This is a genomic window from Streptomyces sp. NPDC050287, assembly GCF_044459385.1.
Taxonomy (GTDB): domain Bacteria; phylum Actinomycetota; class Actinomycetes; order Streptomycetales; family Streptomycetaceae; genus Streptomyces.
Map to the genome: position 1 here is coordinate 1 of NZ_JBITIY010000006.1, position 24,378 is coordinate 24,378.

The 24,378-nt window shown below is 71.1% G+C and carries 21 protein-coding genes and 1 pseudogene; 12 read left to right on the top strand and 10 right to left on the bottom strand.

What is annotated here, in order from left to right:
• Positions 1-137: 137 nt before the first annotated feature.
• The gene (locus tag ACIBK3_RS22045; protein ID WP_399367851.1) at positions 138-866 is read right to left on the bottom strand and encodes an SDR family oxidoreductase; all 729 of its coding nucleotides are present in this window, start codon (positions 864-866) and stop codon (positions 138-140) included.
• Between the two features lie 76 nt (positions 867-942).
• On the opposite strand from ACIBK3_RS22045, the gene ACIBK3_RS22050 reads away from it, so the two are divergent.
• Positions 943-1,320, top strand: coding sequence for a MerR family DNA-binding transcriptional regulator (locus ACIBK3_RS22050; RefSeq protein ID WP_399367853.1), 378 nt, complete (start codon positions 943-945; stop codon positions 1,318-1,320).
• Positions 1,321-1,394: 74 nt separating this feature from the next.
• Here ACIBK3_RS22050 and ACIBK3_RS22055 read toward each other — a convergent pair whose 3' ends face one another.
• The 3 genes from ACIBK3_RS22055 to ACIBK3_RS22065 are packed head-to-tail and all read right to left on the bottom strand — an operon-like array spanning position 1,395 to position 3,535.
• Positions 1,395-1,895 carry a cupin domain-containing protein gene (locus tag ACIBK3_RS22055; protein ID WP_399367855.1) on the bottom strand — a complete coding sequence of 167 codons (501 nt, stop codon included), beginning with the start codon at positions 1,893-1,895 and terminating at the stop codon, positions 1,395-1,397.
• Between the two features lie 36 nt (positions 1,896-1,931).
• A complete protein-coding gene (locus ACIBK3_RS22060) occupies positions 1,932-2,876 on the bottom strand; it encodes an NADP-dependent oxidoreductase (RefSeq protein ID WP_399367857.1) in 945 nt (314 codons plus the stop codon).
• Positions 2,877-2,890: 14 nt separating this feature from the next.
• Positions 2,891-3,535: an NAD(P)H-dependent oxidoreductase gene (locus tag ACIBK3_RS22065; protein WP_399367859.1), complete on the bottom strand. Its 645-nt coding sequence runs from the start codon at positions 3,533-3,535 to the stop codon at positions 2,891-2,893.
• A 383-nt stretch (positions 3,536-3,918) separates the two neighbouring features.
• On the opposite strand from ACIBK3_RS22065, the gene ACIBK3_RS22070 reads away from it, so the two are divergent.
• Together ACIBK3_RS22070 and ACIBK3_RS22075 are read left to right on the top strand one after the other, a co-directional pair.
• A complete protein-coding gene (locus tag ACIBK3_RS22070; RefSeq protein ID WP_399367861.1) occupies positions 3,919-4,422 on the top strand; it encodes a MarR family winged helix-turn-helix transcriptional regulator in 504 nt (167 codons plus the stop codon).
• Between the two features lie 86 nt (positions 4,423-4,508).
• Positions 4,509-4,883, top strand: coding sequence for a hypothetical protein (locus tag ACIBK3_RS22075; protein WP_399368963.1), 375 nt, complete (start codon positions 4,509-4,511; stop codon positions 4,881-4,883).
• Positions 4,884-4,940: 57 nt separating this feature from the next.
• Here the strand turns inward: ACIBK3_RS22075 and ACIBK3_RS22080 are convergent.
• Positions 4,941-5,113 (bottom strand): annotated as a pseudogene (locus ACIBK3_RS22080) (transposase); the annotation flags it as partial.
• 316 nt (positions 5,114-5,429) lie between these two features.
• On the opposite strand from ACIBK3_RS22080, the gene ACIBK3_RS22085 reads away from it, so the two are divergent.
• The 3 genes from ACIBK3_RS22085 to nirD are packed head-to-tail and all read left to right on the top strand — an operon-like array spanning position 5,430 to position 9,630.
• The gene (locus ACIBK3_RS22085; RefSeq protein WP_399367863.1) at positions 5,430-6,656 is read left to right on the top strand and encodes an NAD(P)/FAD-dependent oxidoreductase; all 1,227 of its coding nucleotides are present in this window, start codon (positions 5,430-5,432) and stop codon (positions 6,654-6,656) included.
• Positions 6,656-9,274 carry a nitrite reductase large subunit NirB gene (nirB, locus tag ACIBK3_RS22090; protein WP_399367865.1) on the top strand — a complete coding sequence of 873 codons (2,619 nt, stop codon included), beginning with the start codon at positions 6,656-6,658 and terminating at the stop codon, positions 9,272-9,274. Before ACIBK3_RS22085 ends, nirB begins: the two co-directional genes overlap by 1 nt.
• The gene (gene nirD / locus ACIBK3_RS22095; RefSeq protein ID WP_399367867.1) at positions 9,271-9,630 is read left to right on the top strand and encodes a nitrite reductase small subunit NirD; all 360 of its coding nucleotides are present in this window, start codon (positions 9,271-9,273) and stop codon (positions 9,628-9,630) included. The genes nirB and nirD overlap by 4 nt, the downstream gene beginning before the upstream one ends.
• 98 nt (positions 9,631-9,728) lie before the next feature.
• On the opposite strand, the gene ACIBK3_RS22100 is transcribed toward nirD, so the two are convergent.
• Genes ACIBK3_RS22100 through ACIBK3_RS22110 form a run of 3 tightly spaced genes read right to left on the bottom strand, consistent with a single transcriptional unit; the run spans position 9,729 to position 13,370 of the window.
• A complete protein-coding gene (locus tag ACIBK3_RS22100; protein ID WP_399367868.1) occupies positions 9,729-10,655 on the bottom strand; it encodes an oxidoreductase in 927 nt (308 codons plus the stop codon).
• Between the two features lie 28 nt (positions 10,656-10,683).
• Complete coding sequence (locus ACIBK3_RS22105) at positions 10,684-12,732, bottom strand: SulP family inorganic anion transporter (protein ID WP_399367871.1); 2,049 nt, start codon at positions 12,730-12,732, stop codon at positions 10,684-10,686.
• Positions 12,729-13,370: a carbonic anhydrase gene (locus ACIBK3_RS22110; protein ID WP_399367874.1), complete on the bottom strand. Its 642-nt coding sequence runs from the start codon at positions 13,368-13,370 to the stop codon at positions 12,729-12,731. Before ACIBK3_RS22110 ends, ACIBK3_RS22105 begins: the two co-directional genes overlap by 4 nt.
• Before the next feature lie 214 nt (positions 13,371-13,584).
• Between ACIBK3_RS22110 and ACIBK3_RS22115 the strand changes: the two genes are divergently transcribed.
• From ACIBK3_RS22115 to ACIBK3_RS22135, 5 genes are all read left to right on the top strand, one after another.
• Positions 13,585-14,412: a winged helix-turn-helix domain-containing protein gene (locus ACIBK3_RS22115; RefSeq protein ID WP_399367876.1), complete on the top strand. Its 828-nt coding sequence runs from the start codon at positions 13,585-13,587 to the stop codon at positions 14,410-14,412.
• Positions 14,409-15,914 carry a sensor histidine kinase gene (locus ACIBK3_RS22120; RefSeq protein ID WP_399367878.1) on the top strand — a complete coding sequence of 502 codons (1,506 nt, stop codon included), beginning with the start codon at positions 14,409-14,411 and terminating at the stop codon, positions 15,912-15,914. The genes ACIBK3_RS22115 and ACIBK3_RS22120 overlap by 4 nt, the downstream gene beginning before the upstream one ends.
• A 140-nt stretch (positions 15,915-16,054) precedes the next feature.
• Positions 16,055-16,543, top strand: a complete 489-nt coding sequence (locus tag ACIBK3_RS22125) for an excalibur calcium-binding domain-containing protein (RefSeq protein ID WP_399367880.1) — start codon at positions 16,055-16,057, stop codon at positions 16,541-16,543.
• Between the two features lie 179 nt (positions 16,544-16,722).
• Positions 16,723-17,148, top strand: coding sequence for a TIGR03668 family PPOX class F420-dependent oxidoreductase (locus tag ACIBK3_RS22130; RefSeq protein ID WP_399367883.1), 426 nt, complete (start codon positions 16,723-16,725; stop codon positions 17,146-17,148).
• Between the two features lie 189 nt (positions 17,149-17,337).
• A complete protein-coding gene (locus ACIBK3_RS22135; RefSeq protein ID WP_399367885.1) occupies positions 17,338-18,084 on the top strand; it encodes a phosphotransferase family protein in 747 nt (248 codons plus the stop codon).
• A 262-nt stretch (positions 18,085-18,346) separates the two neighbouring features.
• Here the strand turns inward: ACIBK3_RS22135 and ppdK are convergent, their stop codons facing one another.
• Positions 18,347-21,094, bottom strand: a complete 2,748-nt coding sequence (gene ppdK / locus ACIBK3_RS22140) for a pyruvate, phosphate dikinase (RefSeq protein ID WP_399367887.1) — start codon at positions 21,092-21,094, stop codon at positions 18,347-18,349.
• Between the two features lie 403 nt (positions 21,095-21,497).
• A complete protein-coding gene (locus ACIBK3_RS22145; RefSeq protein ID WP_399367889.1) occupies positions 21,498-22,700 on the bottom strand; it encodes an ROK family protein in 1,203 nt (400 codons plus the stop codon).
• 214 nt (positions 22,701-22,914) lie between these two features.
• Here ACIBK3_RS22145 and ACIBK3_RS22150 point away from each other — a divergent pair, with 214 nt between their 5' ends.
• Entirely contained in the window at positions 22,915-24,300 is a 1,386-nt protein-coding gene (locus tag ACIBK3_RS22150) for an MGH1-like glycoside hydrolase domain-containing protein (RefSeq protein WP_399367891.1), read from the top strand.
• Positions 24,301-24,378 lie beyond the last annotated feature (78 nt).

A 24,378-nucleotide genomic window follows, 5' to 3' on the forward strand; every position in this document is an offset into this window, starting at 1 on the left:
GACGAACCACGCCCATCTCTCCCGCTGCCGACCGGAGTTCATGCCCACCCACCCGAACTAAACGATCACGTTCGGAAAGCGGATGGCGTCTCAGGGCTCCTTACGCCTCATCCAGTACCGCGGTCACCTCATGCCTCTCAGCCCGCCATCAGCGCCGCCAGGGCGCGGTCCATCGCGGCGTTGAACTCTTCCGGCGTCAGCGGCAGACGGGACTTGACGTCCCGACTCCACTGGTCGGCGAGGACCTCGGCGGAGCCCGCCTCGACACCGTCGAGCGCCGCGTCGGCCAGGTCCGACGGAGCGATCTTGTCCACGGGCCAGCCCGCCGTCATGTCGGTGTCGGCCAGGCCGAGATGTACCGCTGTGACGAGCGTGCCCTGCTCGGCGAGCTCCAGGCGGACGCCGTTGGTCATGGCCCAGGCGGCGGCCTTGGTCAGGTGGTAGGCGTTGGCGCCCTTGACCCCGAACCACGACATGGCGGAGAGGACGTTGACGATCGCGCCCCCGCCGTTCCCGGCGAGCGCCGGCGCGAACTCCCGGATCATTCCCAGGTGGCCGAACATGTTGGTCTCCAGCTCGTGCCGCACCGCGTCCAGCGAACCGGTCACCAGGTCGGTCCCCGTACTGATTCCCGCGTTGTTGATGAGTAGCGAGACGTCCGGGGCGGCCTCGGCGGCGGCCCTCACGGATGCGGGATCGGTGATGTCGAGGGGCAGCACCTCGACCCCGGGCAGGTCCACGGTCTCCGGTCGGCGGGCCGTCGCGTAGATCTTGCGGGCGCCCCTTTCGAGCAGGCGCTGGGCGAAGGCGCGGCCCAGGCCGCGGTTGGCTCCGGTGACAAGGGCGACGGAGTTGTTGATATCCATGGCCGGTACGCTAAAACCTGACGCTAGCGTCAGAGGCAAGGGCTGATCGTCAGGGCCAGGGGTGAGAGGAATCACCATGACTGTCACAGTGGCCGCGGCCGAGCGGTTGATCCGCATCGGCGAGGTGGCACGGGGTGCCGGCGTCTCGGTGCGCGCCGTGCGCTACTACGAGCAGCAAGGGCTGCTCACCGCGGAGCGCAGTCCGTCCGGCCAGCGCCTGTACCGGCAGGACGCCATCCCCCTGGTCCGCTTCTTCCAGCAGATGTTCGCCGCCGGCCTCACCAGCCGAAGGATCTCCGAACTCCTTCCGTGCTGGGACTCCGGGCACACCGACGCCGAGCAACGAGCCATGCTGCGAGCCGAGCGCGAGCGCCTCCAGGCCAAGATCGACGACATGCAGGCCGCCCTGGACCACCTCGACGAGGTCATCGCGATCACGGACACGCACCCGTAGACGCGGTCGGCCGGACTTCATTGTTCCGCCACCTTCACCCTGTCGACCGGTGCCGGGCGTGCCGGCCCCGTGAGTCACAGGAACTCGCTCCGGTAGGCCGAGGCCAACTCGGCCGCGCGGCGGCGGCGCTCCGCGAGCTCGTCCTGCGACAGTTGGGGCGGCGGCGCGTCCTTGCCCGCGACGACATCGCCGATGCGCGTGAAGTACTCGTCCTGGCCGGCGGGGGTGCACATGCACAGCATGCGGGCCGGCGCACCCGAAGCGTTGCGGAAGTTGTGGGGCGCGTTGGCCGGGATGTTGACCGTGGACCCTGCCCCTACGGTGTGCTTCTCGCCGCGGAAGGTGAACTCGATCTCGCCCTCGAGGATCGTGAACATCTCCTCGAAGTCGTGCCGGTGCGGCGGCGGGCCACCGCCGTCGGGGACGCGCATGTCGATCAGGCAGTACCGGCCGTTGGTCTGCTCGCCGGTGACCAGCATCGCGTACGTGTTGCCCACCAGAGAGATGTACGTCGTGCCGGGGTCGTCGGGGTTCGCCACGGTCAGCGAGCGGGACGGGTCGTCGTCGGGGATCATCGGAATCGTCTCCTTGAATGGTCAGTCAGGTGAGGATCAGGTGCCGGGCGGGACGACGATGACCTTGCCGTGCACCGCGTTTTCGGCGGCCCGGGCGTGCAGCGCCGGCAGCTCGGCCAGCGGCACCCGCTCGGCGACAGCGACGCGCAGCTCGCCGCGGTCGACCAGCGCCACCAGCCGCGCCAACTGCTCGGCGTCGCTGCGGACGAACAGGTCGATGCCCCGCACGCCGCGCTCCTCGTCGGAAGGGGCGGGCATCCACACCGTGGTGTTGACCAGGATTCCGCCCGGACGGATCAGCGTGACGAGCGCGGCGAGTTCGGCCGGGTCGACCGGTGCGAGGTTGAGTGCGAGATCCACCGGTTCGGTCACTGCCGCGCTCACGCTGGTGGTGGTGTGGTCGATGACCTCGTCGGCGCCGGCCGACGTGACCGCCTCGGTGCTGCGCGGGCCGGCCGTGGCGATCACGTGGGCCTCGGCTCCCTTGGCCAGCTGCACGGCGTAGCCGCCGACCGCGCCGCCGGCGCCGTTGATCAGCACGCGCTGCCCGGCCGTCAGCTTGCCGTGGTCGAACAGCGCCTGGTACGCGGTCAGGGCCACCAGCGGCAGCGCGGCGGCGTCGGGCAGGGGGATGCTCTTGGGTGCCGGTGTCAGGACCTCGGCCGGCGCGAGGACGTACTGCGCGGCGGCGCCGGGCTTGTCCATCGGCAGGAAGCCGATGACGTCGTCGCCGACCGCGATGCCGTCCACGCCGTCGCCCAGCGCGTCGACGGTGCCGGCGACGTCTGTGCCGGGAGTGTGCGGCAGCACCACCGGGATGGGGCCGCGCATGAAGCCGCCGCGGATGTTGCCGTCGACGGAGTTGAACGACGTCGCGGCGACGCGGACGCGGACCTCGCCGGCCCCGGGGACGGGCTGCTCCACGTCCTCGTAGCGCAGGACGTCGGGGTCGCCGTACTCGTGGAAACGCACTGCCTTCATTTCGGTTCTCACCTTCACTGCGATCCAATGTGCTTCGAATTCGAAGTACCTGCGATGACGGTACCTCTGCTTCGAATTCGAAGCAAGTGTTGTCGGTCACTGCCGGTGCGAGCGCATCGCCACGGCGAGTTCGGCGGCGGCTCGGTCGATGCAGGCGCGCAGCCGTGCCGCGTCGCTGTGAGCCGTGGCCTGCCAGTCGGCGGGGTCGGCGACGACGACCGTAGGCACGGGGTCGGCGTGCACGCCGGCCAGGCGCCCGCGTAGCACCTGCGCGAGGTCCGGCGGCCGCTGTCGAGTGCCAGCAGCACCGGCATGCCGGAGAGGGCTTCGTCCCCGAGGGCGGCGAAGAACAAGTCGAACACCTCGCTCAGGGAGGCGGCGAGCACCGGGGTCGCCACTACGAGCCCGTCGGCCGCCGCGACCGCCGCGATCGCCTCCCGCAGGTCGAGGCTGACGCGGTCGTGGGCGGAGTGCTGGGCGAGGTCGACCGCCAGCCGGTGCAGCTCCAGCACCTCCACCTCGGCGCGTGCACCACCGGCCGCAAGTGACCGGCACACGGCCTCCGCGACCCAGTCCGCGAGCAAGCGGGTCGGGTGCCCGTAGCCGACGCCGGCGCACAGGACGGCCAAGGACACCGGGCTCCACGCGGCGGTGCTCATCCCGGCATCGTGTGCATGGCTTCCTCCTCGCGGCCGGGCGGTCGCGCCGTCACCGGGGAGGGCCGAGGACGAGGTTGCGCGAGGCAGGGGATGGTCATGGCCGGTCCTCGAGATCCGTGGGCGGCGGCGCCGTCCTTCTGCTCGCAACCCTGCGCCGCACCACTGCCCGATCTCCATGTTCTGCGGTGCTCAGCCGGGCCCAACACTGCCCACACCGTGCGCACGAGGTCACGACATCAGACCCGTGAGACCCTCGCGTCCGGCTCGATTCACCCGGCCGGGATGGCATCGGAACACGCGGAGAAGTCCGGTTCCGGCGCCGCCCGCGGTAACTGGAAGCCGGCACCCCACACCCTTCGAATTCGAAGCAGTAGACTTCGGTCATGCCTGATTCACCGCCGTCGCTCGACCCCGTGCAGCTCGGCGCTTACTTCGACCTCATCGAGGTGACCAGCCGGCTCCGGCACGCCGTCGAGCAGCAGCTGCGCGAGACCGGCGGTCTCAGCTATGTGCAGTTCCAGTTGCTGGCCCGCCTCGGAGACTCGCCGACGGGCAGCCACCGCATGACCGACCTGGCCGACGGCGTCGTCTACAGCCGCAGCGGTCTGACGTACCAGGTGGATCTGCTCGAAAGGGAGGGCCTGGTCGTCCGCGCTCCCTCGCCGGACGACGAGCGGAGCATCACCGTCACCATCACCGATGCCGGGCGCGAGCTGCTTGCGAAGGTGCTGCCGGGGCACGTCGAGGTGGTCAGCGGCCTGCTGTTCGAGCCGCTTTCGCGCGACGACGCCAAGGCTCTCGCCGGCCTGCTGGCGCCGGTGCGCGACCACATGCGCTCGATGCCGTCTCGCTCGGCCGCGCCGCGCCGCCGCAAAGGCGGAGCATAAGGATCCGGCCCAGGCCACGCGGAAGGGACAACGACACGTCCCGCTCATCAACGTGGGGCCAGTGGGAAGAATCCCTGCCGCGCGCCGTGTTCGAGGAAGGCGTGCTGGAGGCGCTGCGCACGTGGCACACCCCACGCGAATTCGCGACCAGCGTCCTGCTGCACTCCCATCTCGTGCCGCCAGGCTCACCCGACCCGACCTCGGACTTGCGCGGTGCCATCACCGCCGCCCTGGACGCGATACAGATCGACCCGGCGGGCGTCAAAGCCCACGAGGCTCTCACCGCCACCTACATCACGGCCTTGCGCACCCACAAGGCCGCCGCCCGGCGACTGGGGGTGCCCTACGGCACCTACCGGCGCCACCTTGCCCTGGCCAAGGCACGCCTCATCGAACAACTGCTGCGTCAACCGGCCACGACATCCACACCGACCCCGGCACACTCGTCTGCGAAGGAGTGAGGGCACCGCAGTACCGCGGGGCAACGTCCTCCGCGAGAAACGCGTACTGCTCCGTGCCCGCGGCAGAAGCTCCCACGAGATCCCGGTGTGCGGGACGAACAGAATGCCCTGGAAGACCAGCCGGTCCGGATGCCGCTTGCGTCCCGGGTGCCGGGTCCTACGCTCGGCCTTGGGTAGCAGCGGCTCGATCACCGCCCACAACTCCTCGTCGACTCCCACGGCTTGACCACCGGCTTGAGCGTCTCCGTTACTCGTCCCGGCCGCGGAACGCCCCGGCCGAGGAGCACGGGAGCGCCGCGAGACCGCGGCATGATCGACCCTGGCGGGCTCCGGGCGTGAGATACGTGCAGGTGCCATGGGTGCCGGAAAGCGTGAGCCTCTTCAGAGGTTCGGCGCGCGGGGCCGGGGTAAGCCGCACCTCACAGCGCTGCCCCGCCGCCCCCTCGGAACCCTCACACCCGCCCCGCGCCACCGCTGAGCGCAGCGTTCCCCGCGGGAAACAGACGTGATGCGACTGGGTAACACCGGCACCGCACGCTCCTAGACATGACCTCGAATACGCGTGTGGTGGTGATCGGCGCCGGCCTCGCGGGCGTCCGTCTCGCCCGGCGGCTCGGCGAGCTCGGCACTCCCGTGACACTCGTCGGCGAGGAGGAGCACCGCCCGTACAACAGGGTCCTCCTGGCCGAGGTGCTGGCCGGACGGTACAACCCCGAGGTGATCGCCCTCCCGGCGCCCGCCTCGCTGACCCGCGCCCGCGTCACCGGCATCGACCGGGACAGCCGGACCGTCGAGTGCGCGGACGGCTCGAAGATCGCATACGACACGCTGGTCCTGGCCACCGGATCCAACCCCGTACTCCCGCCGCTGCGCGGCCTGTTCACCCCCGACCACGTGCTGCCGGAGGGCGTTCACGCCTTCCGCACGATGGACGACTGCCTGGGCCTGTCCAAGGCGGTCCGGCCGGGTGTGAAGGCGGTCGTCATCGGCGGCGGACTCCTCGGGGTCTCGGCGGCCCGGGCGCTCGCCCTGCGCGGCGCCCAGGTCATGCTCGCCCAGCAGTCGGAACGGCTCATGGAGCGCCAGCTCGACCCGGCCGCCTCCAAGCTGGTCCGCCGGCACCTGCTGGACCTCGGCGTGGAGATCCACACCGAGTGCCGGGTGCGTGACGTGCGCTGCGTCGGCGGCGCGGTCCGCTCGGTCGAGATGGCCGACGGCTACGCCCTCGACGCCGACCTGGTGGTCCTGGCCTGCGGGGTCCACCCGCGCGTGGGTCTCGCCCAGGTCGCGGGTCTCGAGGTGCGCAAGGGGATCGTCGTCGACGACGAACTCCGTACCTCCGACCCGCACATCCGGGCGATCGGCGACTGTGTCCAGCACGACGGCACGGTGTACGGGCTCGCCACCCCGGCGCTCGAACAGGCGGACGTCCTGGCCGAGTCGCTGTCCGGCCGGACCGACGCCCGCTACACCGGCACCCGTTCCCTGACCCGGCTCACGCTCGCCGGGCAGGCCGCCCCCCACGGGCCGTTCGACCTCGCCGCGTTCGGCGAGACGGAGGCCCTGCCCGGCGACGACGTGGTCCAGCTGGCCGACGCCACTCGAGGCACCTACCGCAAGGTCGTCGTCCGCGACGACCGCCTGGTCGGCGGGGTCCTCGTCGGCGAACTCGGCACTGTCGGAGCGCTCGCGCGCGCCTGGGAGGGAGCAGAGCCGCTCCCCTCCGACGGCGGCCCCCTGCTCCACCTGCTCACCAACGATGGAGGCTCCTGATGTCCACGACCGCACTTGTGGGGAACGGCCCCCGCCCCACGATCGTGCTCGTCGGCCACGGCATGGTCGGCCAACGCTTCCTCGAAGCGCTTGCCGAGCGCGGCCTGACCGCCACGCACCGCGTGGTCGTGCTGTGCGAGGAGCCGCGTCCCGCGTACGACCGTGTGCAGCTCACCTCGTACTTCTCGGGCAAGACGCCCGAGAACCTCTCCATGACCGACATGGAGTTCATCAAGGACCACGGCATCGAGCTGTACGTCGGCGACCCGGCGGAGACGATCGACCGCGAGGCGAAGAAGGTCACCGCCCGTTCCGGACTGGTCGTCGACTACGACACCCTGGTCCTGGCCACCGGCTCCTACCCCTTCGTACCGCCCGTCCCGAACAAGGACGCCGAGGGCTGCTTCGTCTACCGCACGATCGAGGACCTCCTCGCGATCGAGGAGTACGCCAAGTCGAAGGCGACCACCGGTGCGGTGGTCGGCGGCGGTCTGCTCGGACTCGAGGCGGCCGGCGCCCTGAAGGGCCTCGGACTGGCCGCCCACATCGTGGAGTTCGCGCCCCGGCTGATGCCCGTCCAGGTCGACGAGGGTGGCGGCGCCGCGCTGCTGCGCACCATCTCCGACATGGGCCTGTCCGTGCACACGGGCGTGGGCACGCAGGAGATCGTGGTCGGCGAGGACGGCGCGGTCACCGGCATGAAGCTGTCCGACGGCTCCGAACTCGCCACCGACATGGTGGTGTTCTCCGCCGGTGTCCGCCCCCGCGACCAGCTGGCCCGTGAGAGCGGCCTGACGGTCGGCGAGCGCGGCGGCATCGCGGTGGACGAGCAGTGCCGGACCGTCTCCGACCCGGATGTCTTCGCGATCGGCGAGTGCGCGCTGGCCTCCGACGGCCGCGTGTACGGCCTGGTGGCCCCCGGTTACGAGCAGGCCGAGACGGCCGCCGCGACCATCGCCCGGGACGACACCGATCAGTTGACGTTCACCGGCGCCGACCTCTCCACCAAGCTGAAGCTGCTCGGCGTGGACGTGGCCTCCTTCGGCGACGCGCACGGCACGGCCGAGGACTGCCTGGACGTCGTCTACTCCGACTCCCGCGCCGGTCTGTACAAGAAGCTGGTCATCGGCCGCGACGGCACGCTGCTCGGCGGGATCCTGGTCGGCGACGCGGAGGCGTACGGCACCCTGCGCGCCTTCACGGGGTCCGTACCGCCCGTCTCCCCCGAGTCGCTGGTCCTGCCGGCCGGCGCCGGGGAGTCCGTCCAGCTCGGCCCCTCCGCCCTCCCGGACGAGGCGATCATCTGCTCCTGCCACAACGTCACCAAGGGCACGATCCGCGGCGCGGTCACCGACCACCAGTGCACGACCGTGCCCGAGGTCAAGAAGTGCACCAAGGCCGGTACCGGCTGCGGCAGTTGCGTCAAGGTCCTCGGCCAGCTGGTCACCGCCGAACTGGAGGCCGGCGGCATCGAGGTCGACAAGGGCCTGTGCGGCTGCTTCTCGCAGACCCGCGAGGAGCTCTACGAGATCGTCCTCGCCCTGCGCATCAACACCTACCAGGACCTCCTCGACCGCTACGGCCGCGAGGACGCCCGGGGCGGCGACGGCTGCGAGATCTGCAAGCCGGCCGTCGGCTCGATCATCGCCTCCCTCGCCCCGACGATCGGCGCGAGCGGCTACGTCCTCGACGGCGAGCAGGCGGCCCTGCAGGACAGCAACGACCACTTCCTGGCCAACCTGCAGAAGAACGGCTCGTACTCCGTCGTCCCGCGCATCCCCGGCGGTGAGATCACCCCGGAGAAGCTGATCGTGATCGGCGAGATCGCCCGCGACTTCGGCCTCTACACGAAGATCACCGGTGGCCAGCGCATCGACATGTTCGGCGCGCGGGTCGAGCAACTCCCCCTCATCTGGGCCCGTCTGGTGGACGCCGGCTTCGAGTCCGGGCACGCGTACGGCAAGGCGCTGCGCACGGTGAAGTCCTGCGTGGGCCAGACCTGGTGCCGCTACGGCGTCCAGGACTCGGTCCGCATGGCGATCGACCTGGAGCTGCGCTACCGCGGCCTGCGCTCCCCGCACAAGCTCAAGTCGGCGGTCTCCGGCTGCGCCCGCGAGTGCGCGGAAGCCCAGTCCAAGGACTTCGGCGTCATCGCCACCGCCAACGGATGGAACCTGTACGTCGGCGGCAACGGCGGCGCCACCCCGCGCCACGCGGACCTGCTGGCCCAGGACCTGTCCGACGCCGAACTGGTCCGTCTGATCGACCGGTTCCTGATGTTCTACATCCGCACGGCGGACCGTCTGGAGCGCACCTCGACCTGGCTGGAGCGCATCCCCGGCGGCCTGGACCACGTCCGCGACGTGGTGGTCGAGGACTCCCTCGGCATCTGCGAGGAGCTGGAGTCCCTGATGGCGGCGCACGTGGCGGGCTACCGCGACGAGTGGGCCGAGACCATCAACGACCCCGAGAAGCTCTCCCGGTTCGTGTCCTTCGTGAACGCCCCCGACACCCCCGACCCGGTCGTCGGCTTCGTCCCCGAGCGCGACCAGATCAAGCCCGACCTGCCGCTGCTGACCATCGGCCACCGTCCCCTGGAAGGAAGCGCCCAGCGATGACCCTGGCACCCGAGACCACCGACCTGAAGGTCCAGCTCCAGCTGAACGACGGCGAGGACACCTGGTTCACCGTCTGCGACCTGAGCGCGCTGCTGCCGGGCCGCGGGGTGGCGGCGCTGCTGCCCGACGGCCGCCAGGTCGCCCTCTTCCGCGACCGCTCCGGCAAGCTGTACGCCATCGACAACCGCGACCCGTTCGGCGGCGCGGCGGTCCTCTCCCGCGGCCTGACCGGCACCCACCAGGGCCGCCCGTTCGTCGCCTCGCCCCTGCTGAAGCAGCGGTTCGACCTGGAGACCGGGGTGTGCCTGGACGACGACGTGGTGCGGGTGGCGACGTACGAGGTGCGGGCTTCGTGATCCGACATGCCCCGGCAGCCGACGGCGGGGTTTCCTGACCGCTCGTACTCCCTGGACCGAGGTCGCGCCATGTGGCCGGGTCCGGGGAGTCCGGCCGGTCAGGCCTTCAGCGCGTCGTACGTCACGCCCGTCAGCTCCTCCGAGGCAGCCCAGAGCCGCTCCCCCGCCCGGTCGTCGAAAGTCCACGGAGCCCGCCAGGACGGGCCCGGCGCCCCGCGCAACATGGCGAAGGACGGGCCGGTGAACGAGTCGGGTGGTACGTCGGGCGCGGTGGCGGCGTAGAGGGTGGGCAGGGCGCCGGTGTCGGCGGACTGGGCGGCGTAGCGGTTGCCGAGTCGCATGAGGCGTTCGCTGGTCTTGCGGCCGGCCATCAGGGGGCCCGCGGTCTGCAGGTTGGTGGCCGCGTAGCCGGGGTGGGCGGCCGCCGCGACCACGTCCGAGCCGTGTGCCGCCAGCCGGCGTGACAGCTCGTGCGTGAAGAGGAGGTTGGCGGTCTTGGAGCGGGCGTAGGCGATCCAACGACGGTAGTGACGATCGCTGTTGAGGTCGTTGATGTCGATGTTGGCCATCACGTGCGCCATGCTGGAGACGGTCACGACGCGCGCACCGGGTGTGCCGAGGATCGTCGGCAACAGCAGCCCGGTGAGCGCGAAGTGTCCGAGATGGTTGACGCCGAACTGCGTCTCGAAACCGTCGGCCGTCGTCCCGTACGGCAGCGCCATCACGCCCGCGTTGTTGACGAGCAGATCGAGCCGGTCGTAGGAGAAGCCGTCCGCGAACCGCCGTACGCAAGCCAGGTCCCCGAGGTCCAGGCGCACGACCTCCGCCTTCGCGTCCGGCACTTCGGCGGCGAGCCGGCCCGCCGCCTCCGTACCCCGCGTCTCACTCCGGCACGCGAGCACCACCCGGGCACCCCGCCGCGTCAGCTCCCGCGCGGTGACGTACCCGATGCCGCTGTTGGCTCCGGTGACGACGGCGACACGGCCGTTCTGGTCGGGGATGTCCTTCTCGGTCCAGCCGGACATGGCGGCCTCCCTCGGCTGACGGGTGGTCTCAGCCTACGAGCGGGGAACGCCCGGCGTAATCGTCCGGAAGCGGGCGGGTGTCCAGGTAGAACCACTCGGCGTCCGGGCCGGGACTCCGGGCGGGGCCAGAGGTGGGCGTCGGTTCCGTAGCGGCGGCGGGTGCGGTCGGGGCGGCCGGGCCCGGCATCAGCAGCTCCACCCTGAGTCCCCTCCCCCGCTGCTGGACCGTGAACTCCTCGATCTGGTTGCGGCAGGCGTGGTCCAGATGGGTGACGCCGGTCAGGTCGAGGCGGATCCGCTGTTTGCCGGAGGCCACAGCGGCCTCCAGGGCCTCGATGACCTTCGGCAGCCGCAGGAAGGTGGCGTTGCCGGCCATGACGACCTTGGCGGCGTCGTCCTCGACGTGCTGCCGGATCACGGTCTGCGACATGCGCAGCGCGGCCAGCACGATCCCGGCGGCGAGTCCGATCAGCACGCCTTCGAGCAGCGCGGTCGCCACGATGACCAGCGTGGTGAGGGTCATCACCACGAACTCGCCCCGGTCCTGCCGCCACATCTTCGGGAACTCCTCCGGCCCGAACAGCTTCCAGCCGCTGTGCACCAGGACCCCGGCGAGCACCGAGATCGGGATCAGCGCCAGGACCTGCGGAAGCAGGAGGGCGAAGGCGAGCAGCCACAGCCCGTGCAGGGTCCGGGAGAGCCGGGTCTTCGCGCCCGCCTGGACGTTGGCCGAACTACGGGCGACGACGGCCGTGATGGGCAGCGCGCCGAGGATGCCGGCGACGGTGTTCCCGGCGCCCTGGGCGATGAGCTCCGTGTTGTAGCGGGTGCGCGGACCGCTGTGCATACGGTCCACCGCGGCCGCCGTGAACAGGCTCTCCGCGGAGGCGATGACCGTGAAGGTGAGGATGGAGGTGATGATCGCCACGTCGGCGAGCCCCGCGAACTGCTCCCCGCCCGGCACGCTCACCGCGGCCAGCAGGTCACCGACCTGGAGCGTCTTCACGTCCACGCCGGGCAGCGCGGCCACCGCGATGCCGATCCCCACGGCGACCAGCGCGGCCGGGACCTTCTTGACCGGCCCCGGAACCTTCTTCCACAGGAAGCTCAGCACGACGGTGACGACACCGAGCAGCGTGGCGATCATCGCCTGCCGGTCGGTGAGGATGTCGGCGACCAGAGCGGGGATGCCGGCCATGTTCTCGATCGGGACTCCGGGTGCCTTGGAGTCGGCCATCGGGTAGACCTGGCTGAACATCAGCGGCAGTCCGATGCCGGCCAGCATGCCCTGGACCACGGCGAGGGAGATCGCCTGGAACATCCGGCCGAGTTTCACGACCCCGAGGACGATCTGCAGGATCCCCGAGCACAGCACGATCACCCCGAGCATCGCCACGCCGTGCTCGGCGACGGTCTCCGCGACCAGCGCGGCGAGCCCGGCCGCGGGCCCGCTGACCTGCAGCGTGCTTCCCCGCGCCGCCCCGACCACCAGCCCCCCGATCACCCCGGAGATGATCCCGAGCTCGGCCGGCACCCCGGACGCGACGGCCACGCCGATGCACAGCGGCAGCGCGACGAGGAAGACGACGAGGGAGGCGGTGATGTCGGTGGCCAGGCCGGCCTTTGGGCCCTTGAGGCCCTTGAGGCCCTTGAGGCCCTTGAGGCCCTTGGGGCCCTTGGGGCCCTTGGGATCATTGAGGCCCTTGAGGCCGTTCGCGGGAGTGGAGGACGACGGCGGAGCCGGGCGCGGGGGATGGGGGGTGGAGGCGGGCGGCTCGCCCTGCCAGGCAGTATGCGGTTCGCCCTGCCAGGCAGTATGCGGTTCGCCCTGCCAGGCAGTATGCGGCTCGTCCTGCCAGGCAGTATGCGGCTCGTCCTGCCAGGCAGTATGCGTCGCGGCCTGCGGCCCCTCCTGCCGGCCCGTGCGCACCGCGCCGGATGCCTCTTCCTGCAAGGCGGTCTCGGGAGCCCCCCGCATCGCCGCCCCGGGGGCGGTCCGGGGCCCGGTGGCCGACTCACCGCGCGCCCCGTCCCGTCCCCCGCCCCGGGTCCGGCCCCGCGCATGCGCCCCGCTCATCCGGCGTGCACCCGGAAGTGGCCGTCGTCGTCGAGTTCGTACACCCGGCCGGTGTCGACCTCGTAGTACCAGCCGTGCAGCCGCAGCCGGCCCTCCTCCAGCCGCTGCCGCACGCTCGGGTAACTGCGCACCGCGGCCAGCTGGTTGACGACGTTGCGCTGCGCCACGTCCGCCAGGGACGGATCGTACGAACCGTCGGAGCCCTCAGAGCCGTCGGAGGTGCCGGAGGTGCCGGTCAGGACCGGGGCCAGTTCCGGGCGGGCCAGGGCGAGCCACGCGTCGACGCCCGGCAGGCGGGTCAGGTCGTCGCCGGACTTCAGCGCGCCCATCGCCCCGCAGTGTGAGTGACCGCACACCACCACGTCCTGAACCCCGAGCACCTCGAGTGCGTACTCCAGGGTGGCTGCTTCACCCGACGCCCCGTGCTGCCCGTACGGCGGCACGATATTGCCCGCGTTCCGCAGCTCGAATATCTCGCCGGGCCGGGCGTCGGTAATGAGTGCGGGGATGACCCGCGAGTCCGAGCAGGTAATGAAGAGCGCCTCGGGATATTGCCCCTCGGCCAGTTTCTGGTATGCGCCGATCTCACCTTCGACCCGCTGCGTGAACGTGCGGGCACGATCCAGCAATGCCTTCAACTCTGCCTCCTTGACAGGGTGTTCGTCCTGGTCACCACACCGTAGAGGGGCCCGCACCAGAGGAAGGTTAAGCGAACACCAGGGCCCGGCCAGGAATGGAACATTCTTTGGCGGGAGGCGCCCAGGTGCGATTGTCTTGTAACGTGTAAACGCCAATAGACCGAACGTGAATTCGGGCTGCTTGGAATTCACGGTTCACGGAGAGACGGGGCGTATGGGCCTACGAGTGCTGCTCATCGAGGACGACGAGACGATCGCCGAACCGCTCGCCGAGGGGCTCGGCCACTTCGGCCTGACGGTCGACCACGTGGCCACCGGCACCGACGGCCTGAGAGGTCCGTACGGCGATGTCGTCCTGCTCGACCTGGGGTTGCCGGACATGGACGGCATCGATGTCTGCCGGGGCATCCGCCGGGTCTCCGACGTTCCGATCCTCATCCTCAGCGCGCGCGGCGAGGAGACCGACCGCGTGCTGGGTCTGGAGCTGGGCGCCGACGACTATCTGGCGAAGCCGTTCAGCGTACGGGAGTTGGTGGCCCGGGTACGGGCGGTGACCCGCCGGACCCAGCGGACGCGGGCGATGCCGGAGCAGCCGCCGGCGGAGCCGATGCCCACCCCCGCATCCACCCCCGTGTCCACCTCCACATCCACGCCCATGTCCGCCACGCCCATGTCTTCCCCCCGGTACGAGACGGCACCGACCCCGTCGTACGCCACGGTCCCCGAACCGCCGTCGTACGAACCGGGCCCGCTGGTCGTCGACCGCCGTACCCGGCAGGTCTGGGTCGGTGAGATACCGGTCTCGCTCACCCCCAAGGAGTTCGATCTGCTCGCGCTGCTCACCGAGGACCCGGGCGCCGTGTGCTCGCGGCAGCAGATCCTGGACCGGGTCTGGGACCCGCACTACGAGGGGCCGACGAAGACGCTGGACGTCCATGTGGCCTCGTTGAGGCGGAAGTTGGGGCACCCGGGCTGGATCCAGACCCTGCGCGGGGTCGGCTTCCGGCTGGCGGTGCACACCGGTCCGGTCGGCCGGCCATGACCCGCCGGCTGCTGCTCAGCTATCTCAGCCTGGCCGCGCTGGTCCTGCTCTGTCTGGAGATCCCGCTGGGCTTCGTGTACTCGCGGGGCGAGCGGGAGCGGGTGATCACCCTGGCGAAGGACGAGGCCGAGTCGGTCTCGGCGTACGCGGCGCTGTCCCTCGCCGCCGGCCGGGCCGAGCGGGACCTGCCCGGCCGGGTGGCCCACTGTGCCGCCCGGATCGGCGGCCAGGTGGTGGTCGTCGACGGTGCGGGAGCGCCGCTCGCCACCTCGCACCCGCTGGCCCCGGAGGTGTCCGGGGCGCTGGCGTCCCGCCCCGGCATCGCGGCGGCGCTGCGCGGCGCGTCCACGGTGGACGTGCGTACGTCCACCATCGGCGGCGTCCAGTACCTGTCGGTCGCGGCACCCGTCGGGCACGGTGCCCGGCCGGAGGGTGCCGTATGGCTCACGGTGCCGACCCAGATGGTGCACGAACGCGTCCATCACGTCTGGCTGCTGCTCGCGCTCGGCGGTCTGGGCGTCCTCACCGCGGTCACCTTCGCCGCGTTCGCGATCGCCCGCTGGACCGGCCGCCCCATCCGTGAACTGGAGCTGGCCACCCAGGAGTTGGCGGCCGGCAGCCGCGCGGCACCGGTCACGGTCACGGTGACCGAGGGCCCGCCCGAGGTCCGCAGCCTGGCCGCCGCGTTCAACCGTACGTCGGCCCGGCTCGCCCATCTCCTCGAATCCCAGCACGCGTTCGCGGGCGAGGCCTCGCACCAGCTCAAGACCCCGCTGGCGGCGCTGCGACTGCGCCTGGAGAATCTGGAGCCGAACGTCTCGGCCCGCGGCCGGTCCAGCCTCACCGCCGCCGTCACCGAGACGGACCGGCTGGCCCGCATGGTCGAGGGCCTGCTGGCGATGGCCCGGCTGGAGGAGCACGCGGCGACCCCCGGCCCGGTCGACGTCGGCGCGGTCTGCGCGGAACGCCACCACACGTGGACGCCGCTCTTCGCCCGGCAGGGTGTTTCCCTGGCCCTGCTCGCGGGCGGCGTCGGCCCGGTGCTCGCCGTGCCCGGAGCGATCGAGCAGATCCTGGACAACCTGCTCTCCAACGCGCTGCGCGTCTCCCCGCCCGGCACCACGGTGACCATCGAGCTGCGCCTGCACGGCCCGTCCCGCCGCGCCCTGCGCGACGTCCGCCCCGGCTGGGTCGACCTGCACGTCACCGACGAGGGCCCGGGCATGACGGCGGACCAGCGCGCCCGCGCCTTCGACCGCTTCTGGCGCGCTCCCGGCGCCCCGAAGGGCGGCACCGGCCTCGGCCTCGCCCTGGTGCAGCGCCTCGCCCACGCGAGCGGCGGCGAGGCGAGCCTGCGCTCCGCGGGCACGGGCGGCCTGGACGCGGTGATCCGCCTACCGTCGGCCCACCCCGCACCGGGCACCCGTCCCCCGGCCCGACCGGGCCCGCGGCGCCGCGAGGCACCGACGCGGATCGGGGCCGGGAGCGGAAGCCGTCACTGACGGGAAGCCAGGTGGCCCACCCGAGGTGACCGTTCCGCCCGTAAGGCCGCACGAACATCACGAAATGAACACTACTTCTCCACAAGCGGCGGGCTCAGGATTACGGTCATCCCCTCACGTGACACCTCTGGGGGACCGCCATGACCAACCCGTACACGCCTGCGCCCGTGCCGCCGACCGTTTCCAGGCCCGCGCCCAAGTGGGCCCGGAAGCGGTACCTGTTCCCCGCCCTCGGGCTGGCGTTCTTCCTGGGCATCGGCGCGGGGGCCTCCGGCGAGGACCCGAAGACGACCGACGTGAAGACGACCGACGCGAAGCCGGCAGCCGCCAAGCCGCAGCCGACGGTCACCGTCACCGCGACCGCGACGGCGACCGTGACGGCGCCCGCGAAGGCACCCGAGCCGGCACCCACGGTGACCGCCACCAAGACGGTCAAGGTGACGAGAACGGTCACCGCCCGACCCGCGGCGGGCAGCGGGTCCGACGACAGCGGCTCGTCGGACGCGAACGTCTCCTACGCGAACTGCAGCGAGGTCCGCGCGGCCGGCGCCGCGCCGATCTACCGGGGCGAACCCGGCTACGCCTCCCACCTGGACCGCGACAACGACGGCATCGCCTGCGACACCTGAGCCGCCCTCAGCCCCGCCGGACCGGGTCCGGACCGACCCGTCTTGCGACCGGCGGCGGAGACCGCGGGCGTTGACGACCAGGGACGGCGTCACCGCTGCCCAGCGAACCACTCCGGCGGGGCGGCACCTCGACCGAGTACCGCCCCTCCCCGCGGCAGGGCCTCGCTACGGTGGGACGCATGAAACTCTCGCCGCACGTCGCCCGGGAACGCTTCGTCGCGTCGCCGGTCGCCCGGCTGGCGACAGCCGACGCCCACGGGGTGCCCCACGCGGTGCCGGTGACCTTCGCCGTCCTGAACGACGTCCTGTACTTCGCGATCGACCACAAACCCAAGGACACGTGGAATCTGCGGCGACTGCGCAACATCCGGGAGAATCCCTCGGTGACGGTGCTGGTCGACCACTACGACGAGGACTGGTCAGCGCTGTGGTGGGCGCGCGCCGACGGCCGAGGGGAAGTGCTGACGGACCGACAGGAGCGACACCGCGCGGTGGAGTTGCTGTGCGGCAAGTACAACCAGGCCGACCAGTACGGGGAGTCCCCTCCCCAGGGCCCCGTGGTCGCCGTCCGGGTCGAGCAGTGGACCGGCTGGGCGTTCGCATAGCTTTGCCGGGTGAGCCGAACCAGCTGTTGCCGATCGAGTCGGCGGCACGCATGGTGTCGACCAGTTCGACGGCGTCGAGGAGCAGTTCTGTGCTGCCGGGTTCTCCGGGTGGCGGGACGCGGTCGGTCGCGTCATCGCACGCGACAAACCCGGCGACGTCGGCGATCAGCCCCGGGATACTGGTCGCCCATGGATGAGGTCGAAGTCGTCGTCGCCCATTCCGAGCGCGCGACTTTGCGCGTCGGTGACGTGTTCCTGAAGGTGGACGCCGATCAGGCGCGCATCGATGCCGAGGTCGAGGCGATGGCCCTGGCGCCGGTCCCGACCCCGGAGGTCCTGTGGCGCAAGCCGTCCGTGCTCGCGACCGCCGCACTCCCGGGGACGACGCTCGGGCGCCTCGGCGGGCCGTCGACCGGGTCGCCGGCGGCGTGGGCCGCGGCGGGCGCCGCCATCCGGAAGCTGCACGACGCGCCGCTGCCGTCCCGGCCGGGTCAGGCCGGCCGGAGCATCGTCGCGCTGGCGGCGGAACTCGACGACGAGTGCGAGTCGCTCGTGACGAACGGCGTCCTGCCCGCCGACCTGGTCACCCGCAACCGCCAGGTCGCCGAGGCCGCGCTCCGGCCGTGGACTCCGGCGTTCACGCACGGCGACCTGCAGATCGATCACGTCTTCGTCGACGGCGACGAGGTCACGGGCATCATCGACTGGTCCGAGGCGGGCCAGGGTGATGCCCTGTACGACCTCGCCACCTTCACGCTCGGACACGAGGAGCACCTCGACGACGTCCTCGCCGGTTATGGCACCGGCATCGACCTCGACGTGATCCACGCGTGGTGGTCGTTGCGAAGCCTGCTGATAGTCCGCTGGCTGATCGAGCACGGCTTCGACCCGTTCGCGCCGGGCTGTGAGGTCGACGTACTGAGATCCCGGATGTGAGGCTGCGCGGGCCCGACTTGCAATGGCTTGGCACGGGTCCAACGGGCAACCGACGTCAGCAGACGACAACTCGCCAGGTCAGCGGCGTAGCTTGAGAGTCTCCGCAGATGACGCACGAGAAGGCGGCACCCCCGCACAGGGTGCCGCCCTCTCTTCGTGCTCCGGAACCGCCGCCCATCAGTGAGGGTCGGGGACGGTAGGCGGTTCCGGGGTTCGGCAGGCCGAGGCCCGCAGGGCTTGCCGCTAGCCGAGGCCCCGGTGCTTACCGGTGGTCGCTCCCGTTCGAGGACGACGCCGCCCGGCCGGCCTCCAGCCGCGCCACCGGAATCCGGAACGGCGAGCAGGAGACGTAGTCCAGCCCCACCTCATGGAAGAAGTGGACGGACTCCGGGTCGCCGCCGTGTTCGCCGCAGACGCCGAGTTTCAGGTCGGGGCGGGTGGCGCGGCCCGCCTCGGCGGCCAGCTTCACCAGGGAGCCGACGCCGTCCTTGTCGATCGTCTCGAAGGGGCTGACGCCGAAGATGCCCTTCTCCAGGTACGCCGTGAAGAAGGAGGCCTCCACGTCGTCCCGGCTGAAGCCCCATACCGTCTGGGTCAGGTCGTTCGTGCCGAAGGAGAAGAACTCCGCCGCCTCCGCGATCTGGCCGGCGGTCAGCGCGGCCCGCGGGAGTTCGATCATCGTGCCGATCGCCAGCTTCAGGTCCGTGCCCGTCGCCGCCTGGACCTCGGCGACGACCTGGTCGGCCTCCTCGCGGACGATCTCCAGTTCCTGGACCGTGCCCACCAGCGGGATCATGATCTCGGCGCGCGGGTCGCCCTTCGCCGCCTTGCGTTCGGCCGCCGCCTCGGCGATGGCGCGGACCTGCATGGTGAACAGGCCCGGGATGACCAGGCCGAGGCGTACGCCCCGCAGGCCCAGCATCGGGTTCTGCTCGTGCAGGCGGTGGACGGCCTGGAGCAGGCGCAGTTCGTTCTCGTGCGGCTCCTGGCGGGACTCCGCCAGGGCGACCCGGACCGACAGTTCCGTGATGTCCGGGAGGAACTCGTGCAGCGGCGGGTCCAGGAGACGGACCGTCACCGGGAGGCCGTCCATCGCCGAGAACAGCTCCACGAAGTCCTGCTTCTGGAGCGGGAGCAGCGCCTTGAGCGACTCCTCGCGCTCGGTCTCGGTGTCCGCCAGGATCAGGCGCTCGACCAGTTCACGGCGGTCACCCAGGAACATGTGCTCCGTACGGCACAGGCCGATGCCCTGGGCGCCGAAGCGACGGGCGCGCATCGCGTCCTCCGCGTTGTCCGCGTTCGCGCGCACCCTGAGGCGGCGCTTGCGGTCGGCGAAGGCCATGATCCGGTGCACGGCCTCGACCAGTTCGTCGGCGTCGTGGGCGCCCGCGTGCATCCGGCCCTCGAAGTACTCCACCACGGGGGACGGGACGACCGGGACCTCGCCCAGGTAGACCTTGCCGGACGAGCCGTCGATGGAGATGACGTCGCCCTCCTCGACCACATGGCCGCCCGGCACCGTCATCCGGCGGCGCTTGGTGTCGACCTCGAGCTCCTCCGCGCCGCAGACGCAGGTCTTGCCCATGCCGCGCGCGACCACGGCCGCGTGGGAGGTCTTGCCGCCGCGCGAGGTGAGGATGCCCTCCGCCGCGATCATGCCGTCGAGGTCGTCGGGGTTGGTCTCGCGGCGGACCAGGATGACCTTCTCGCCGGAGCGCGACCACTTCACGGCGGTGTACGAGTCGAAGACCGCCTTGCCGACCGCCGCGCCCGGCGACGCCGCGATGCCCCGGCCGACCTGCGCGACCTTGGCGTCCTCGTCGAAGCGGGGGAACATCAGCTGGGCGAGCTGGGCGCCCGTGACGCGCTGGAGCGCCTCCGCCTCGTCGATCAGGCCCTGGTCGACGAGCTGCGTGGCGATACGGAACGCCGCGCCCGCCGTGCGCTTGCCGACGCGCGTCTGGAGCATCCACAGCTGACCGCGCTCGATCGTGAACTCGATGTCGCAGAGGTCCTTGTAGTGGTTCTCCAGGGTCTCCATGATCTGCATCAGCTGGTCGTACGACTTCTTGTCGATCGTCTCCAGCTCCGCCAGCGGGACCGTGTTGCGGATGCCCGCGACCACGTCCTCGCCCTGGGCGTTCTGCAGGTAGTCGCCGTAGACGCCCTGGTGGCCGGAGGCGGGGTCGCGGGTGAAGGCGACGCCCGTGCCCGAGTCGGGGCCGAGGTTGCCGAAGACCATCGAGCAGACGTTGACCGCGGTGCCGAGGTCATGCGGGATGCGTTCCTGGCGGCGGTACAGCTTGGCACGGTCGGTGTTCCAGGAGTCGAAGACCGCGTGGATGGCGAGGTCCATCTGCTCGCGCGGGTCCTGCGGGAAGTCCCGGTCGGCCTGGGTCTTGACGATCTTCTTGAACCTGGTGACCAGCTTCTTGAGGTCGGCGGCCTCCAGCTCGGTGTCGACCAGGACCTTCTTGGCCGCCTTCGCCTCCTCCAGCGCGTCCTCGAAGAGGTCACCGTCGACGCCGAGGACCGTCTTGCCGAACATCTGGATGAGGCGGCGGTAGGAGTCCCACGCGAAGCGCTCGTCGCCGGCCTGCTTGGCCAGGCCCTGCACCGACTTGTCCGACAGGCCGATGTTGAGGACCGTGTCCATCATTCCGGGCATCGAGAACTTCGCGCCCGAGCGGACGGACACCAGGAGCGGGTCGTCGGCCTGGCCGAGCTTCTTGCCCATGCGCTGCTCCAGCGCGTCGAGGTGCGCACTCACCTCGTCCCGCAGTGCGGCCGGCTCCTCGCCGCTGTCCAGGTAGACCTTGCAGGCCTCCGTGGTGATCGTGAAGCCCGGAGGGACCGGGAGGCCGAGGTTGGTCATCTCGGCGAGGTTGGCGCCCTTGCCGCCGAGGAGGTCCTTGAGGTCCTTGTTGCCCTCGGTGAAGTCGTAGACGAACTTCACGCCCTCAACGCTCTCGCTGTGCTCAGCTACCTGAGGATCTTTGTTTTCCGACACGGGTCTCGACTCCTTGACGCCGCGGTGGCTGCCCTGACGGCCAGGAACATACCCAGATCAAAGGCGTCTGGGTACGTCCACTTGCGCGTCATGCGCCTGTAACCACTCGTCCGCCAGCGGATCAAAAGTCAAAGCTTGGCAAGCAGAGACGGGCGGATGTTTTCACTTCTTGAACGCAACGGCATCCATAGATCTCGGATTCCGCTCACCTGAGCGGCTCTCGGCACGAATGATTTCGATCGATGAACGATCAAGGCGTGGCACTCAGTGCCACCCTTTGGAGAAGTGCAGTCGCTCATGATCCGCTCATGTGAGCGCTGCCCTTATCAAGGGTGGCGAGAATCACGCTGCCACAGGCGCCGGGATTTCACCATGCGGACGGGTCTCGAGAGGGACACTCACCTCACACGCCCAACGCCGCCAACCGCTCCTCCACCCGCTCCGGCGCGTACAGGTGCTCCACGACCATCGCGCCGCCCCCGACCAGCCCGGCCCGGTCACCGAGCCGCGAGGTCACCACCTCCAGGTGGGCCGTGGAGCGGGGCAGCGCCCGCTGGTACAGCAGCTCCCGTACGCCAGTGAGGAACGGGGTGCCGGCCAGGTCCCCGGCGATCATCAGCACGCCGGGGTTGAGCAGTGTCACCACCGTCGCCAGAACGTCCCCGACCTGCCGCCCCGCCTCCCGCGCGAGCGCCGCCGCCTCCGGATGCCCGGCCGCCAGCAGGTCCCGTACGTCCGAACCGGACGCCGCCGGCACCCCGGCCTCCGCCAGCCGCCGGGCCACGGCGCCGCCACTGGCGACAGCGGCCAGACAGCCGTAGGAACCGCACCGGCACAGCGCCTGCGCGCCCGCCGGGACCCGGATGTGGCCGAGGTCGCCCGCGCCGCCGTCGATGCCCCGGTAGACCGAGCCGTCGACGACGACCCCGGCGCCGATCCCGGTCGACACCTTGACCAGCACGAACGCCGAGCACTCGGGGTACGTCGTGCGCTGTTCGCCGTACGCCATGAGGTTGGCGTCGTTGTCGACGAGGACCGGCACCGGGCCCGCCCCCGTGTGCTCGCCGAACGCTCTCGCCAGGCGGCCCCGTATGTCGTAGCCGTCCCAGCCGGGCATGATCGGCGGCTGGACGACCCTGCCGGTTCCGGTGTCGACGGGGCCCGGTACCGCGAGGCCGATTCCGCAGACCTCGTCCGCGCGGTGGCCCGCCTTCTCCAGGAGCTCGGCGAACCAGTGGCCGAGTTCGCCGAGTACGGCGTCGGGGCCGTCCCCGATGACCAGGGTGCCGGCGTGCTCGGCCAGGATCTCGCCGGTCAGGGAGAGGACGGCGGCGCGGGCGTGCCGGGTGTCGAGGTCGGCGGCGAGGACCACGGCGTGGGCGTCGTCGAACTCGAGCGTGATGGACGGACGCCCGCCGAGGGGCGAGTCGACCGGGCCGCCGGCGCCCTCGCGCAGCCAGCCCGCGCGGAAGAGACGGTCGAGACGCTGGCCCACGGTCGCGCGGGAGAGGCCGGTGGCCTGCTGGAGCGCGCCACGGGTCGTGGCACGGCCGCTGCGCACCAGTTCGAGCAGATCTCCTGCACCGACCTGACCTCGCGCGCTCATGTGCACACCCCCTTGTGTTTCCCAAGCTTGCATTACATATTGAGTTTTGCGTGTTAAATAGACGTAACCCTACGGCAGTCATCGCCGAACCGGTTGGCCGTACGTCTTCGGGGAGTCCTCAGTGGATCGCGCAACGCAGCTCACCGCCCGCAACACGGGACCCTTGGATCCCGTACGCACCATTTCCTCACCCCCCTTTTCCGGCCATGGTGAGGTGACGGCTTCCGGGAGCGTTGTATACGGTCCAGCCACGCGGACACATTCGCTGCACGTCAGGGCGGCCCGGGTGCTGGAGCGCAACTGGACCGGCACCTCCACGGTGCCGTCCCACGGCCTGTATCCGCACCAGTGGTCCTGGGACTCCGCGTTCATCGCGATCGGCCTGCGCCACCTCTCGCCGCTGCGGGCCCAGACGGAGCTGGAGACGCTGCTCGACGCCCAGTGGGACGACGGCCGGATCCCGCACATCGTCTTCAACCCCTCCGTGCCGCTCGACGCGTACTTCCCGAGCCCCGACTTCTGGCGCTCCTCGACCGCGGGGCGCGCCGCGGGCGCCCCGCGCACCGTACAGACGTCCGGCATCGTGCAGCCACCGGTGCACGCGCTGGCGGCCTGGCTGGTGCACCGCGCCGACCCGGGGCTGTCCCGGTCGCGCGGCTTCCTCGCCCGGGTGTACCCCCGGCTCGCGGCCTGGCACCGGTATCTGCTGCACCGGCGCGACCTGGGCGGGGGCTCCCTGGCGTCCGTCGTGCACCCCTGGGAACAGGGTATGGACAACAGCCCCTGCTGGGACGCCCCGCTCGCGCGCATCACGCCCGCCCCGGCCCGCTCCTTCCGCCGCGCCGACCTCGACCACGGGGCGGCCGAGGACCGGCCGACGGACCTGGACTACGGACGGTACGTACGGCTGGCGACGGACTACCGGGACCGCGGATACGCGGACGGTGCGAGCTCGTTCGCCGTCGAGGACCCCTCCTTCAACGCCCTGCTCATCGCCTCCGAGCACGCTCTCGCGCAGATCGCGGAGGAGCTGGGCGCGGCCGGTACCGCCCGGCACGCGCGCGCGGAGCGCCTGACGGCGGCGCTCGTGGAGCGGCTGTGGGACCCGGCGGCGGGCCTGTTCCTGTGCCGGGACGTCACGACCGGGGAGCTCATCCCCGAGCGCGGGGTCTCCGGGCTGGTCCCCCTGCTGCTGCCGGACCTGCCGCGGGAGGTCACGGCCGGGCTGCTGCGCACCCTGGGCGGAGCGCACTTCGGCCTCGGCGACAGCACCCGGCTGGTCCCGAGCTACGACCTGCTCGGCGAGGCCTTCGACCCGCACCGGTACTGGCGCGGGCCGGCCTGGTTCAACACGAGCTGGCTGGTGGAGCGCGGGCTGCGCACCCACGGCGAGCGGGATCGCGCCGACGCGCTGCGGACGGAGGCCCTGGAGCTGGCCGCCGCCACCGACTTCGCGGAGTACGTCGACCCGTACACCGGTGAGGCCTGCGGGGCGACCGGCTTCAGCTGGACCGCCGCGCTCACCCTCGACCTGCTGCACACGGGCCCCGGAGACGTCGTGTCCCCGACGGCCCTCCGCACGTTCGCACAAGCGACTTGAGTGACACCAGTGACATCAGCGATATCGGTTACATCAGTGAAATTCATGACTTCAGTCACCCAAGTGACAAGCGACGCG